The organism is Xanthomonas sp. AC360 (genome assembly GCF_979258225.1).
Window position 1 is genome coordinate 4,641,289 of record NZ_OZ409846.1, and the last position, 13,066, is coordinate 4,654,354.

Below are 13,066 nucleotides of genomic sequence, written 5' to 3' on the forward strand. Positions count from 1 at the left end.
CGGCAGCGTTATGAAGGACCCCACACGGCCGCATCCAGCCGCTGCGCGGCCGTGGCGCGGCGTACCCGCCCCTGCACCACCGGCACCCCCTCGGAACGCAGCCGCTGGCACTGCTCGTCGTAGCCGGGCGATCCCGGCGGCAAAGCAATCCGGCCATCGCTACGAAGCACACGATGCCAGGGTAGATCCGGGTCGTCATTGCCGCTGAGCACACGCGCCACCATGCGCGCGCGCCCAGGCAACCCGGCACGCGTAGCGACCTCACCGTAGCCGGCAACCTGACCGGCAGGAATGGCGCGAATGACGTCAAGAATGCGCAGCCGTGCCTGCTCGCCTGAGAGCGCTACTGGCTTTGGAGAGGCAGGCGCTGCGAACTTGGCAGATGCTAATGGACGCAACGCGGGCTGGCGAGGTTTGGACATCCGGCAAGAATGCCAGCTGACGCGACTAAGGACAGCCAACAAAACGACTGTGCTCACCGCCAGGCGGGCGCGGCCGGTGCTCGATGTGACATGTGCCACTCCGTACACACCGGTTCTAAACGCGCCGTCCGCACCCACCTGACGACGGCTCGCGACGTTCTTTGAGCCGTCCTAAATGACAGCAGCGCCACGAAGCTTCTGCGACCGAGCGCGTTGCCCGATGCGTTCACGACGTAAGAACTCAAAACCCCCTCTCCCGCCGGGAGAGGGGTTGGGGTGAGGGTACGGGCGAAGCCACACAGAGCCGAGCAAGCAAGGCATCAAGCAGTGCGCAACATTGAAAGCTGCGGCATCACAATCCATCTCTTGAGAGAAAGACTCAAAAGCCCCTCTCCCGCTGGGAGAGCGGTTGGAGTGAGTGTCCGTGCGAAGCCCTGGACATCCAAACAGCAAAACGCTCAAAACCCGGCGCTGCGTCGCATGAGCACATGGTCGCTATCGCCAGGCGCAGCGTCAGCGTTGCCTAAGCACACTTACTGGCCAACCGTGCCCCCAAATCGCACTTCCCGCCGGAGGGGGCCTAATTGCGTTTCACGCTTCGCCTTCCGCTTCCACGTAGCGCTCCGCCTGACTTCCCTGCGCCGCTTCCATCCCTCCCCGCACGCAACTGCAGACGCTGTCGTTCATTGCGCAACACACGCCCACACATCAATGCATCAACACGATCTCTTCCGACGACGTGGGATGGATCGCCACCGTCTCGTCGAAGTCGCGCTTGGTCGCGCCCATCTTCACTGCCACGGCAAAGCCCTGCAGTATTTCGTCGGCGCTTTCGCCCAGCAGGTGCACGCCGACCACGCGCTCTTCCTCGCCCACGCAGATCAGCTTGAACAGGCTGCGTTGCGGCGCGTCGGCCAGGGCATGCAACATCGGCCGGAAATTGCTGCGATACACGCGTACCGTGCCGTCGTAACGCGCGCGGGCCTGCTCTTCAGTGAGTCCGACATGGCCGAGCGGCGGATGCGAGAACACCACGCTCGGCACGCCGTCGTAGTCCATGCGCGCATCCGGTTGATTGCCGAATAGCCGATCCATCAATTTACGTCCGGCGGCAATCGCCACCGGCGTCAGCCCGACCTTGCCGCCAACATCGCCGATTGCATGGATGTTCGGCACACTGGTGGTCTGAGCATCGTCCACCACGACTTCGCCCTTCTCGCCCAGCGCCACACCCACCGTATCCAGACCCAGGCCTGCGGTATTGGCGCGTCGGCCAATGGCGAAGAACACCTTGTCGAACACGTCGTTGCCCTGCTCGCGCGGGTGCGCCGGATGGCCATGCACGCGCAGCCCGCCCTGCGCATCGCGTTCCAGGCCGGTGGTAGTGAAACCGAAATGCAGGCGCACTCCCAAATGGCGCAGGTTGTCGGCCAATTGCAGCGTCAGTTCCGCATCGAAGCGTTCCAGCAAGCGGTCGCCTTGTACATACAGATGCACACGACTACCCAGCGCCTGCAGCAGACCGGCGATTTCCACCGCGATATAACCACCGCCGATGATAGCCACGTGCGCAGGCGCATGACAGAGATTGAAGAAATCGTCCGAGACTTCGCCGTGTTCGGCGCCTTCCACGTTCGGGCGTAGCGGATGCGCACCGGTTGCGATCACGATGTGCTCGGCCGTCACCGGCACCCCATCCTCCCCCATGAGCGTATGGCGGTCCTGCAACACGCCACGTTGCGGAATCAGCACCACGCCGTCTTCATCGAGTCGACGCCGATAACTGGCGTGGATGTTGGCGATATAGCCCTGCCGATGGGTGACCAGTTCCTGCCATGCCAGCGTCGGTCGCGGCACATCGAAACCGAGCGCACTGGCGAGCTCGATCTTGCCAGCCAGATCGGCCGCCAACCACATCGCTTTTTTCGGCACACAACCAAGATTGACGCAGGTACCGCCTAGTTCATTAGGTTCCATGATCGCCACGCGTGCGCCGTACCTTGCCGCGCGAAATCCGGCCGCCAGGCCGCCGGAACCGCCACCCAGAATCACCACGTCGTAGTCGTAGCGCGCACTCATGCAAGACGCTCCGAGTGGCAAAGGTGGAGCTCGCGCGCAGGCAGGCGGCGCGTCATCGAGTTAGTCATTGGTTGTTTGCTTTCAGTCCTGACACACAATCAGCTTAGCGTGAGGCAGCGGATCATTCGGTGAATATGCTGCCGAACTCCTCTTCGATCTTGTCTGGATCTCCGCCAATCTTCCGGAATGGGTCCTTGCTCCGGTAGGTGTTGACGACAGTGTTCTCGATGTTTGGGAAATTTTTTTCGAGGAATTCGCACGGCAGATGCGTCGCCCAGAAATTCCGCAGCGTTTCGCTCCTGAGGCCGTCCCAACCTTCCAGCTTTTTTTTGCCTTCGAAGCGCACCGAACGTAGCGTTGCGAGCTGCGAAAGTGATGAAACGTCGCCCGCAATACGACAGGAGACGAACTGCAAGACTTCAAGTGATTTGTAATGTGCAATCACAGCGATATTCTTGATCGTTGACGCGATCAGGAAAAGCTTTCGAATAGGCCGGTCGTCGAACACGTCAAGCGACCCACTCAACCCGTGGATGGACAGACGCGAAAGCCTGGCCCAACTGCCGTTGAGCGAATGAAGCGTATTGCTTTTCCACGCAAGGTTTTCCCATGCTTCCAGCTTGGGAAAAAGCATTGGCAGGACAGGTCCAAACGATACCCCCTGCGTCGTCAGCGCTTTGACATTCTTAAAGGTTTTGAACACGTCATAATCGAAGTCGTCGGCAAAGGCGCCTTCGCCCTGTATGCCGATCTCGACAATCGCGTCGCGTTTTTTCACCTTGCCAAAATCCGGGGAAAAATGCGCTTTCAGCTCGCCCTGCACGACGTCCTCAGGCGCGATCGAAAATCCGTCGCACGCATACGTATCGATGAGTTGGCTGTATTTTTCGAAGCCGCTCTTGTTGAACAACGCAATCCTGCGCGACGGTCCGTAGGATTTTTCCTGGATGATGACCCAAGGGCCCTCCATCAGGTTCTCCATCGTGCGCTCATCGGCCTCGAATAGAATTTCCACCATCCGGCTTTCTCCTTTCATCGAACGCAGCATGCGCACAACATACGCGCATCAGCGTGTGCGCTATTGCGCGCGCGTGTCGCCGCGCCACATCGGCGGCACCCGCAGATAGGTCACGCTACGCCACAGCCATTCAATCGGCCCGAAGCGGAACCAGCGCAGCCACAGCTGGCTCAACACCACCTGCAAGGCGAACAGCCCTACCGCGAATGGGAGTTGCCACACCCGCGGCAGCTGCTCGAAATATCCCAGCCCGTAGCCGTAAAACATCCAGGTACACAGCAACGACTGCAGCAGGTAGTTGCTCAACGCCATGCGACCGGCCGGCGCAAGCCAGGCCAGACGCGCAGCAAAGCGCACCACCCATGCGGCGTAGCCCAGGCTCATCAGCGGACCGGCCACCAACGCCAGCGCAAACGCGCCGGACAGGCGCATGCTCAACCGCGCCGGGTCCATCCAGGGTTCCATGGCATAGCTCAGCAACATCACGCCCAACCCAAGCGGCAAGGCGCCGTAACGCAGCACACGGAACAGCTGCGGGAAGCGTTCGGGCGCGGCAATCGCGCCGCTGCGCACGAACCAGCTGCCCAGCAAAAACATGCCGAGCATGGCCGGGCCATTGATGCTCAGCCCGCTCATCGCTTCGCGCAGGTCATGCCAGCGCTGCGTGGTGGCCTGCAGATAGGTGCCGTGCCCAAGTGCGGCGCGCTGCGCCTGCACGTTGGCCACAGCCTGCTGCGCAACATCGACCATAGCCGTTTTCCACTCCATTGCCGAGGCCGGGTCGGCCTGCATCAGCGCACCCGCAGCGCCGTACAACAGCACCAGGGCCGGCGCACACAGGTAGACCAACGCGGCAAGCCACGGCAGCGTCACCGTCGGCGCATTGCGGGCGCCCAGCAGCAACACTGCCAGCATTGCGTACGTCACCAGAATGTCGCCGGACCACAGCAGCAGCGCGTGCGCCAGTCCGATGACCAGCAAACCGGCCGTGCGGCGCAGATACATGCCAAAAAACCCGCGTCCGGTGCGTTCGGCGCGTTGGGCCATGACCGCAAATCCCATGCCGAACAGCATCGAAAACAGCGTGTAGAACTTGCCCTGCACAAAGATGTAGACCAGCGCATCGGCAACGCGATCGGCGCCGTGCCAATGCGGCTCCACACCGCTGAGCGCCAGATCCAGCGGGCCGACGAAGGCCTCGATGTTCATCAGCAAGATGCCGAGCAACGCAAAACCGCGCAGGACGTCCAGCACGACGATGCGCTCGCTCGCGGCAGTGGGAAACAGCAGATCGCGTTGTGTCATCGCAGCTCAGGCAACCGGATGCGGCATGGCGCGCCGCAGAAAGCAGACGGCCCGCCGAAGGGGCGGGCCGTCAGGAAGACAGACATCACTGGCTGCGGCCAACACCAGGTTGCGCATCATCGCCAACCCGCTGTGGGTGGCATGCCGCCCTCAGCGTGCACGCGCGGTGGCGCTGGTTGCCACGGCTGGGCGTACCCGGCCAGTGGCCACGCAGCGGTGCTGATCGTCGCGCTTAGTGGTGATGACCGCCGTCGCCGTGCACGTGCCCGTGGTCGCGCTCTTCCTGCGAGGCTTCGCGCACTTCGATGATTTCCACATCGAAATGCAGATCCTTGCCGGCCATCGGGTGATTGAGGTCGACGTCGACCACGCTCATGCCGACCTTCTGCACGGTGACCGCGCGCGGGCCGAAGTTGGTCTGCAGCACCACCTGGGTGCCCGGAATCAGCTTGGTCGCGCCGAAATGCTTCTTGGGCACGCGCTGACTCAGGCCTTCGCGGTATTCGCCGTAGGCCTCGGTGGCCTTGACGTCCACGCCGAAGCTCTCACCGGCTTCCTTGTCCATCATGGCCGCTTCCAGGCCCGGAATGATGTTGCCGTGGCCGATCATGATCGCCAACGGGTCACGCTCCTTGGAGCTCTCGATCGGCTCCTGGCCAATCTCCGAAACGGTGTAGTGGAAGCGGACGACGCTGTCTTTTTCGATCTTCATGCCTGGCTCTGAATGGGCTGCCCGGTGGCAGACGGTGGAAGACGGCTTGTCGGCCGCCGGGTGCGCCGCCATCATGGCGACCTTTCGAACCGCCCATTATCCCGGCTCCATGCATATCACGCCAGTTTTCGCCGCCCGCGCACATCGCGCCGCGGCCTGTTTGTTGCTGGGCCTGCTCCTGCTGGGCGGTTGCGCGCAGGCACCGGTCAAACGTCCGGCCGCCGCGTCGCCGCCGTCGTCACGAGTGTGGCCGCAAGTGCCGCCTGCAGATCCGGCTGCCGCCAACAACATCCTGATGCGCGCCCTGGGCCTGGTCGGCACGCCGTACCGGTTCGGCGGCAACACGCCGGAAACCGGTTTCGACTGCAGCGGCCTGGTCACTTATGTCTACAAGGATGTGCTGGCGCTGTCGTTGCCGCGCACCTCGCGCGACCTGGCCGCAATTCAAGGCCCGCGGATCGCGCCCGAGAAGCTGGCGACCGGAGATCTGGTGTTCTTTGGCGCCGGCGGGAGCGTGAGCCACGTCGGCATTTATGTCGGTGAAGGCCGCTTTGTGCATGCCCCGACCACCGGCGGTACCGTCCGCTTGGATTTCCTCGATGGCGCGTACTGGCGTGACCATTATTCAGGTTCAAAGCGGGTTTTGCACTAAAATGTGACGTTCATCACAAGTAATCAAACGGAAATTTAACTTTTTTTGAACGTAACGATTCGTTCACCAAGGCATCATCCCGCATCGACAGCAGAATTGTGATTCCCGCGTGACGAACGACGAACAGATCAAAACTGGCGCCGCACCGCTTCCGCTCCGGAAACCGCTCCGCCTGCTATGCGCTACCGCTCTCTGGATTGCCGCCCTGCCCGCTCTGGCGCAGACCGCCAATACCCCCCCATCCGCTGCACAGACGACCACGCCAGACAGCGCCGTCGCCGCCGAGAAAGCCGCAACCCGCAGCCGCGCCGACGCCGCTGCCACCGCTACGCTGGCCGCCCTGCTTCCGCATCTGGCCGCCAATGATGCCATTCCGCTGATGGACCGCTCGGCGATGTTCGCCGGAGACCTCAGCCGCCTGCTCGCCAATTACGATGTCTCGCAGAGCGCGGCCAATGCTGCGCAGAACGCCGTTGCCGACAGCCGTGTGCAGGTGATCCTGCAGCGTGCCATGGCCCTGCTGGGCACCCCGTACGTGTGGGGTGGCGAGTCCACCGAGGGCTTCGATTGCAGCGGCTTGGTCGGCTACGTCTTCAAGACCGCACTGGGCATCGACCTGCCGCGCGTCTCGCGCGACATCGCCCGCGACGAATCGGCCGAACTGATCAAGGACCCGAACGCACTGAAGGCCGGCGATCTGGTGTTCTTCGGCAAGCGTGGCCGCATCGATCATGTCGGCCTGGTGGTCGGCGACGGTAAGTTCCTGCACGCGCCCAGCCGCGGCAAGGACGTGCGCGTGGATTCGCTGGCCAGTGGCTACTGGAGCGAGAAGTTCATCCAGGCGCGCCGGGTGCTGTAAGCCTGAGTGCTTCGAACGATTAAAAGAAAGCCGCGGCGAACCCGCGGCTTTTTTGTGTGCGTCGTCATCGAAACGGTCATGTGACTGCCCTGTGGCAGCCGCTACCGCCAGCGTTGCCGCAACGGGACCTGATAAGCGCTCGCACGACAGCGCACCCTGTCCTAGGCACTCCGCGAATGGGTCCGGACAGCCGCCTACGCTTAGCCCGACGTATCGGCCCTGTAGTGCGCCATGGTGTCCTCGATGCCCTTGCTCAGCTCCATCACCTTGAGGGCGTACTCGGCCAGGCGCTGATCTTCGGGCGTGTCCGGCCGCCAGGAGGGGACTTCCACCGGCGTGACGCCGTCCGGATCCATCGCCACGAACACGATGATGCAATGGGTGCACAGGCGCGAGTCGCCGCCCATCGGGCTGCGCGCACGCACATCGATGGCGAAATGCATGCTGCTGCGCCCGGTGTAGACCAGCTTGGCCGACACCGCGACCAGATCGCCGATCCGTACCGGCGCCACAAAGCGGATGCCGCCCACCGCCACCGTCACGCAGTAATGCCCGCTCCAGCCACTGGCCGCAGCAAAACCGACCTGGTCGATCCACTTCATCACCACGCCGCCATGCACCTTGCCGCCGAAGTTGACGTCGCTGGGCTCGGCCAGAAAACGAAATGTCAGATCACGCTGTTGGCCAATCACTGCACGCTCTCACCAGGGGATAGGCTGAAAGTGTGCCATGTGCGCGCGTTGAAGGGATTGGCCCCGCGCACGCGGATGCGCTGACGGAAAGCGCGGCTCTGCGGCTGCCTTGCAGATCTCTCACACCCGCCGCACGTGATGACAAGACTCACACACACCGTAGGCGCGTCCCTCAGGACTTGGCGCGTGCTCGCTTACGCGCTCCGGAGCGGCCAGATCCTCACCGACCACCGGTCCCTGGACAAATCGCACATCTGCAGCAAAGCGCGTGCAAGCCTGATCGAAAGTCACTTACTCTCGGCATCCGGGCAAGGCTGCCCGCAGCAGGAGGCAGCGCGTCATGTCGGACCGAAGACGATTCACCATCGAGCATGCAAGGCAGCATCTGGAACGCGACGGTTGGCCGCGCTTGCAGATGAGCGCCATCGTGTTGACCACGGCAACAGGCGGGCTGCTGGCCTCGTTCCTGCTGCGCAATGCCGGCGTCGATGCGATGGTGGTGCGCTACCCGATGGCGACGCTGGTCGCCTATGGCCTGTTTCTGCTGCTGATGTAGGCATGGCTACGCTGGCGCAACGACCTAGACGATGAATTGGCGGGCGACTGCGTCGACCTCGCCAGCAGCGAGACGCAGGACGCCTCGGGATGGGCCGGCCACGGCGGCAGCTCCAGCGGCGCGGGTAGGTCCGGCACATGGAGCGCGCCATCCCGATCCAACTCGAATGTCTCGGGGGACGGCTCACTGCCCGACTTCGTCGATGGCGACGCCGGACTGCCGATCTTGGCGATAGTGGCAGTGCTGGCCGCCGCTGCAGTCGCAATCGTTGCTGCCGCCTGGGTGGTGTGGTCGGCGCCGGTGTTGATGGCCGAGCTTCTGGTGGACGCGGCGCTCGCAGGTGGGCTGTATTGACGCATGCGCGGCGTGCAGGCGCAAGGCTGGTGGTGGTTATGCGTCCGCCACACGCTGTGGCCGCTGATCGGCGTGCTGACGTTTTTTATCGTGGTCGGCGCGGTCGCGCAGCACAAGGCGCCGCAAGCGACGACGTTGATGGAGGCCCTACAAGGGCGATGACGCCAGCGAGCTACCGCCCCTGGTTGTCCTGCTTGCGAAGACACAACCACGGAAAATGCGGTTGCCGCAGTTTGAGCAGGCGGCGCACACGCGCACGCAGATGGCGCGGATCGAACAGCCATTGCACTGCGAACGCGTCGAAGGCGGCATAGGTGTGCTGGTGGTATTGCTCGGCCAATGCAGGAACGCCAAGGCCGGTGAAATAACGCAGGCTGCGTGCGGCGCTTTGGTCGGCACGCTGCCGATCTGGATACAGGGGGCTGTCGAGGATGTGCAACTCGCCGCCGTCGCGCAGTTGCGCAAGCAGGTGACGCACCAAGGCTGCAGGATCGGCAAAATACTGGATGCATGCCGGCACCACGATGACATCGAAGACATCGTGTGGCAGCGCCAGGGTCTGGATATCGGCAGCGACAAAACTCAGCCGTTGGTCGTGGCCGAACACGCGCGCGGCCTGCGTGAGCTCGGTGCGATTGACGTCGATACCGCACACGTCACGTTGTAGGGACTGCGCCAACAGTTGGGATAACCAGCCATTGCCACACCCCAGTTCGAGAATGGCGCCCTCACCTGCACCCTCGCCTGCGCGTGCTTGCAGATGCTGCACCAGCAACCTGCTGGACAGCGCGCGCACCTGCCATTCCAGGCTGGCACCGAGCTTGCCGCTGGGGCGCGGCAGGCTACGGACCTGCGCATCGGTATATAGCCGGCCTTCCTTGCGCCGCACCTCCAGATAGCGATCCTCGAACGGATCATCGGCAAGCGTGCGTTGAACGAACACGCCATCCACGCTGTCCAGCGCGGGCAGTTGCGCCAGGCGCTCACGCAACACGGGAAATGCAACCGTCATGCGTGCCGCTCAGCGCAGCGGCTTGGCGCTGTCGGCGGGCGGATCTTCCAGCCCCACGTTGGTGGATGCCGACTCATAGACCGTCTTATCCAGCAAACCGGTTTCCTTGGCTACCAGCACTGGCACCAGCATCTGCCCGGTAACGTTGGTCATCGTGCGCATCATGTCGAGGATGCGGTCGATGGCATACAGATATCCGATCACTTCCAGCGGCAGGTTGGCAGCGCTGAGCACCACGGTGGCCATGATGACTGCGGTGCCCGGCACACCGGCAGTGCCGAAGCTGCCCAGCACCGAGGCGATCAGCACCACGAAGTATTGATTGGCCGTCAACGGCACGCCGGTGTATTGGGCGATAAACACCGCACACAGCGCCGGGTAGATCGCGCCGCAGCCATCCATCTTGATGCTGGCGCCCAGCGGGACCGCAAACGCAGCGTAGTCCTTGCTGACGCCCAGATTGTGGGTGATCGAACGCATCGCCACCGGCATCGCGGCAAAGCTCGACGAACTGACGAAGGCCACCTGCATACCAGGCGCTGCACCGCGGAAGAACTTCCACGGGTTGAGCCCGTGCACCAGCAACAGGCTGCTGTAGACCACCAGGATATGGATGGCGCAGGCCACATACAGCGCGAGCACGAAACTGCCGAACGGCAGCAACTTTGCGAAGCCATAGCTGCCGACCAGCCCGGCAATCAGGCCGAAGGTGCCGAGCGGAGTCATCTCCAGCACAAAGCGCGTCACCTGGATCATGATGTCGCTCAGTTGCCCGGTGAGCTTGCGCGCCTCGGCCACCCGCTCGCCAAGCTTGACCATCGCAAAGCCGAGCAACGCGGCAAAGAAGATCACCGGCAGGATCGACCCGCGCCCGGCCGCCAGCACGGTTTCGCCAGCCGCGTTGGTCTTGGTGCCGATGCCGGTCAGTGCGTAGAACGGGTTGGACGGCACCACATCCAGCAATACCTGGATCGGGCTGGGCACATCGCGCGGCTTCCACGCCGAGTCCACGCTCAGGCTGAAATGCCCGGCGCCCGGCTGCATGAGCGTGCCCACCGCAAGGCCGACGCCGACCGCCAGCGCGGCGGTGATCACAAACCACAGGAAGGTGCGCCCGCCGAGCGCAGCGACCGACTTTTGCCCGTGCAACGACGAGATCGCATTGATCACCGCGAAGAACACCAGCGGGATCGCAATCATCTTGATCAGGGTGACATACAGATCGCCGAGCGGGCCAAACCACACCTCGGCCGCCGGGCCCATCGCCGCACCGGCAATCGCGCCGAGAACGAAGCCGGCCACCACGCGCTGCCAGAACGGAATGCGCAACCAGGCCGCAACCAGTCTCATGTCGTCGAATCATCCGGGGGAGAGTGCATGCACCTTAGCGCAGGCCTGGCTTGCCCGCGAGGCCACGACTGGAACAGCAGCGTGTCATCTGTGCGACGGACACAGGCCGGCATAATGGGCACTGATTCAGCCACGAGTTCGAACCCGATGCGTTACCGCCTGCCTGCCCTCGCCGCCCTGACCACCCTGTGCGTGGCCGCCTGCGCCTCCACTGCCGGAACCACCGCGTCCGCACCCGCCGCCATCCGCGTGGACGTGCCGCCGGTGACGCACCCGGCCGGCGAGACCCCGCAGTGGTGGTACCGCTCCGGCGCCGCACGTGCGGCCGGCAACGGCGCCATGGCCGGCAAGGCACGCAACGTGATCCTGTTCCTGGGCGACGGCATGAGCCTGACCACGGTGGCAGCCGCGCGCATCCTGGACGGCCAGCGCAAGGGCGGGCCGGGCGAAGAGAACCTGCTGTCGTGGGAGCAGTTCCCGGCCACCGCCTTCAGCAAGACCTACAACACCGATTCGCAGACGCCGGATTCGGCCGGCACCATGACCGCGATCACCACCGGCGTGAAGTCGCACATGGGCGCGATCGGCGTCAGCAGCGGCAACCGCAGCGACTGCGCCGACAGTTTGAACAAGGGGCTGTTGAGCTGGTTGCAGTTGGCCGACAGCGCCGGCATGGCGACCGGTGTGGTCACCACCACCCGTCTCACCCATGCCACCCCGGCAGCGACCTACGCGCATTCGCCGGACCGTAACTGGGAAAACGATACCGACCTGCCCGAGGCGGCGCGCGCGGCTGGCTGCCAGGACATCGCCCAGCAGCTGTTATCCACCGCCCGCTACGGGCGCGGCCCGCAGGTGGTGCTCGGCGGCGGCCGCAGCCAGTTCCAGACCGTGCAGGAGCGCGACCCGGAGTACGACGACAAGGTCGGCCTGCGCCTGGACGGCCGCGACCTGGTCGCCGAATGGAAACAGGCGCATCCGCAAGGTGCGTACGTCTGGAACGAGCAGCAGCTGCAGGCCGCTGCCGGCGCCCCCGCGCTGCTGGGCCTGTTCGAGCCGGACCACATGCAGTTCGACCACGACCGCAATCGCGGCCCGCAGGGCGAGCCCAGCCTGACCGAGATGACCCGCACCGCGATCCAGTCGCTGTCGCGCGACCCGAATGGTTTCGTGCTGATGATCGAAGGCGGCCGCATCGACCACGCCAACCACGCCGGCAATGCCTACCGCGCGCTCGACGAAACCGTCTCGCTATCCGACGCGGTGCGCGCCGCCGTGCAGACCGCACCGGCCGACACCCTGATTATCGTCACCGCCGACCATTCGCACACGCTCAACTTCGTCGGCTACCCGGTGCGCGGCAACCCGATCCTGGGCAAGGTGCGCGGCACCGGCGGCGAAGAAGGCGACCGCAGCCAGTTGGCCACCGACCTGGCCGGCCAGCCCTACACCACCCTCAGCTACGCCAATGGCCCCGGCCACACCGGCGCGACCAACGCACAGACGGCCGGCCCGAAGAAGTACCCGCACGAGCCCAGCAGCAGCGAGCCGGCCCACGGCCGCCCCGACCTCACCCATGTCGATACCGAAGCGCCCAGCTACATGCAGGAATCGCTGGTACCGACCAAGTCCGAAAGCCATGGCGGCGAAGACGTCGGCATCTGGGCCATCGGCCCGGGCAGCGCGGCGTTCCGCGGCACGCTGGAAGAGAACGTGATCTACCACGTCATCGTGCAGGCCACCCCGCGTCTGCGCGAGCGCCTGTGCAAGGCCGGCACCTGCGACAGCGCCGGCGTGCCGGTGCAGTTGCCCACGCCGACCACGTTCGAGGCGGCGGCGAAGCGTTGATGTGCAGATGGCGGCGCAGCGGCGGCTGGTGGGTAGGCGATCAGCGCCACCGTGCCGGACACGTCTGCCGCATGGGCGGACCGCGTCTCGCATGACGTACGGCGATGTGATCTTTTCGCGGCATCGGCACGTGGTTGCCAATGCGCCACGTGCTGCGATGACCATGAGCATGACGTGGACGTGGACGTGGACGGGAACGGGGACGTG

General features: G+C 64.2%; 14 protein-coding genes and 1 other RNA gene. 7 read left to right on the top strand and 8 right to left on the bottom strand.

All coding sequences use genetic code 11. The features are described from left to right. Positions 1-8 precede the first annotated feature (8 nt). Positions 9-422 carry an MGMT family protein gene (locus tag ACZZ0O_RS19880; RefSeq protein WP_463591640.1) on the bottom strand — a complete coding sequence of 138 codons (414 nt, stop codon included), beginning with the start codon at positions 420-422 and terminating at the stop codon, positions 9-11. 90 nt (positions 423-512) lie between these two features. Here ACZZ0O_RS19880 and ACZZ0O_RS19885 point away from each other — a divergent pair. Continuing rightward, positions 513-590, top strand: a non-coding RNA gene (locus tag ACZZ0O_RS19885) — sX9 sRNA. Between the two features lie 540 nt (positions 591-1,130). On the opposite strand, the gene gorA is transcribed toward ACZZ0O_RS19885, so the two are convergent. From gorA to ACZZ0O_RS19905, 4 genes are all read right to left on the bottom strand, one after another. After that, positions 1,131-2,501: a glutathione-disulfide reductase gene (gene gorA / locus ACZZ0O_RS19890; protein WP_463591641.1), complete on the bottom strand. Its 1,371-nt coding sequence runs from the start codon at positions 2,499-2,501 to the stop codon at positions 1,131-1,133. A gap of 121 nt (positions 2,502-2,622) precedes the next feature. Beyond that, positions 2,623-3,549: a hypothetical protein gene (locus ACZZ0O_RS19895; RefSeq protein ID WP_463591642.1), complete on the bottom strand. Its 927-nt coding sequence runs from the start codon at positions 3,547-3,549 to the stop codon at positions 2,623-2,625. Positions 3,550-3,579: 30 nt separating this feature from the next. Beyond that, the gene (locus ACZZ0O_RS19900) at positions 3,580-4,824 is read right to left on the bottom strand and encodes a DUF418 domain-containing protein (protein ID WP_463591643.1); all 1,245 of its coding nucleotides are present in this window, start codon (positions 4,822-4,824) and stop codon (positions 3,580-3,582) included. Between the two features lie 232 nt (positions 4,825-5,056). Then, positions 5,057-5,536: an FKBP-type peptidyl-prolyl cis-trans isomerase gene (locus ACZZ0O_RS19905; protein WP_055849982.1), complete on the bottom strand. Its 480-nt coding sequence runs from the start codon at positions 5,534-5,536 to the stop codon at positions 5,057-5,059. Here ACZZ0O_RS19905 and ACZZ0O_RS19910 point away from each other — a divergent pair. Together ACZZ0O_RS19910 and ACZZ0O_RS19915 are read left to right on the top strand one after the other, a co-directional pair. Then, positions 5,535-6,188, top strand: a complete 654-nt coding sequence (locus tag ACZZ0O_RS19910; RefSeq protein WP_193552458.1) for a C40 family peptidase — start codon at positions 5,535-5,537, stop codon at positions 6,186-6,188. The two genes, ACZZ0O_RS19905 and ACZZ0O_RS19910, sit on opposite strands and share 2 nt — an antisense overlap. A 109-nt stretch (positions 6,189-6,297) precedes the next feature. After that, on the top strand, positions 6,298-7,047 hold the full coding sequence (locus ACZZ0O_RS19915) for a C40 family peptidase (RefSeq protein WP_055849980.1): 750 nt from the start codon (positions 6,298-6,300) through the stop codon (positions 7,045-7,047). Positions 7,048-7,247: 200 nt separating this feature from the next. Here ACZZ0O_RS19915 and ACZZ0O_RS19920 read toward each other — a convergent pair whose 3' ends face one another. Next, positions 7,248-7,739, bottom strand: coding sequence for an acyl-CoA thioesterase (locus ACZZ0O_RS19920; RefSeq protein WP_055849978.1), 492 nt, complete (start codon positions 7,737-7,739; stop codon positions 7,248-7,250). Between the two features lie 340 nt (positions 7,740-8,079). On the opposite strand from ACZZ0O_RS19920, the gene ACZZ0O_RS19925 reads away from it, so the two are divergent. From ACZZ0O_RS19925 to ACZZ0O_RS19935, 3 genes are all read left to right on the top strand, one after another. Then, positions 8,080-8,295, top strand: a complete 216-nt coding sequence (locus ACZZ0O_RS19925) for a hypothetical protein (protein ID WP_463591644.1) — start codon at positions 8,080-8,082, stop codon at positions 8,293-8,295. Positions 8,296-8,520: 225 nt separating this feature from the next. Then, complete coding sequence (locus tag ACZZ0O_RS19930) at positions 8,521-8,649, top strand: hypothetical protein (RefSeq protein ID WP_463591645.1); 129 nt, start codon at positions 8,521-8,523, stop codon at positions 8,647-8,649. Positions 8,650-8,652: 3 nt separating this feature from the next. After that, the gene (locus tag ACZZ0O_RS19935) at positions 8,653-8,811 is read left to right on the top strand and encodes a hypothetical protein (RefSeq protein ID WP_463591646.1); all 159 of its coding nucleotides are present in this window, start codon (positions 8,653-8,655) and stop codon (positions 8,809-8,811) included. Between the two features lie 10 nt (positions 8,812-8,821). On the opposite strand, the gene ACZZ0O_RS19940 is transcribed toward ACZZ0O_RS19935, so the two are convergent. Beyond that, on the bottom strand, positions 8,822-9,661 hold the full coding sequence (locus ACZZ0O_RS19940) for a class I SAM-dependent methyltransferase (protein ID WP_463591647.1): 840 nt from the start codon (positions 9,659-9,661) through the stop codon (positions 8,822-8,824). A 9-nt stretch (positions 9,662-9,670) separates the two neighbouring features. After that, the gene (locus ACZZ0O_RS19945) at positions 9,671-11,011 is read right to left on the bottom strand and encodes a dicarboxylate/amino acid:cation symporter (RefSeq protein ID WP_115513372.1); all 1,341 of its coding nucleotides are present in this window, start codon (positions 11,009-11,011) and stop codon (positions 9,671-9,673) included. Between the two features lie 114 nt (positions 11,012-11,125). Here ACZZ0O_RS19945 and ACZZ0O_RS19950 point away from each other — a divergent pair, with 114 nt between their 5' ends. Next, positions 11,126-12,859: an alkaline phosphatase gene (locus ACZZ0O_RS19950; RefSeq protein ID WP_463591648.1), complete on the top strand. Its 1,734-nt coding sequence runs from the start codon at positions 11,126-11,128 to the stop codon at positions 12,857-12,859. The last annotated feature ends 207 nt before the right edge of the window (positions 12,860-13,066 follow it).

Coding starts and splice junctions, on each gene's coding strand:
- ACZZ0O_RS19880 (WP_463591640.1), bottom strand. CDS start 422: ATGTCCAAACCTCGCCAGCCCGCGTTGCGTCCATTAGCATCTGCCAAG.
- gorA (WP_463591641.1), bottom strand. CDS start 2,501: ATGAGTGCGCGCTACGACTACGACGTGGTGATTCTGGGTGGCGGTTCC.
- ACZZ0O_RS19895 (WP_463591642.1), bottom strand. CDS start 3,549: ATGCTGCGTTCGATGAAAGGAGAAAGCCGGATGGTGGAAATTCTATTC.
- ACZZ0O_RS19900 (WP_463591643.1), bottom strand. CDS start 4,824: ATGACACAACGCGATCTGCTGTTTCCCACTGCCGCGAGCGAGCGCATC.
- ACZZ0O_RS19910 (WP_193552458.1), top strand. CDS start 5,535: ATGCCTGGCTCTGAATGGGCTGCCCGGTGGCAGACGGTGGAAGACGGC.
- ACZZ0O_RS19905 (WP_055849982.1), bottom strand. CDS start 5,536: ATGAAGATCGAAAAAGACAGCGTCGTCCGCTTCCACTACACCGTTTCG.
- ACZZ0O_RS19925 (WP_463591644.1), top strand. CDS start 8,080: ATGTCGGACCGAAGACGATTCACCATCGAGCATGCAAGGCAGCATCTG.
- ACZZ0O_RS19935 (WP_463591646.1), top strand. CDS start 8,653: ATGCGCGGCGTGCAGGCGCAAGGCTGGTGGTGGTTATGCGTCCGCCAC.
- ACZZ0O_RS19940 (WP_463591647.1), bottom strand. CDS start 9,661: ATGACGGTTGCATTTCCCGTGTTGCGTGAGCGCCTGGCGCAACTGCCC.
- ACZZ0O_RS19945 (WP_115513372.1), bottom strand. CDS start 11,011: ATGAGACTGGTTGCGGCCTGGTTGCGCATTCCGTTCTGGCAGCGCGTG.
- ACZZ0O_RS19950 (WP_463591648.1), top strand. CDS start 11,126: ATGGGCACTGATTCAGCCACGAGTTCGAACCCGATGCGTTACCGCCTG.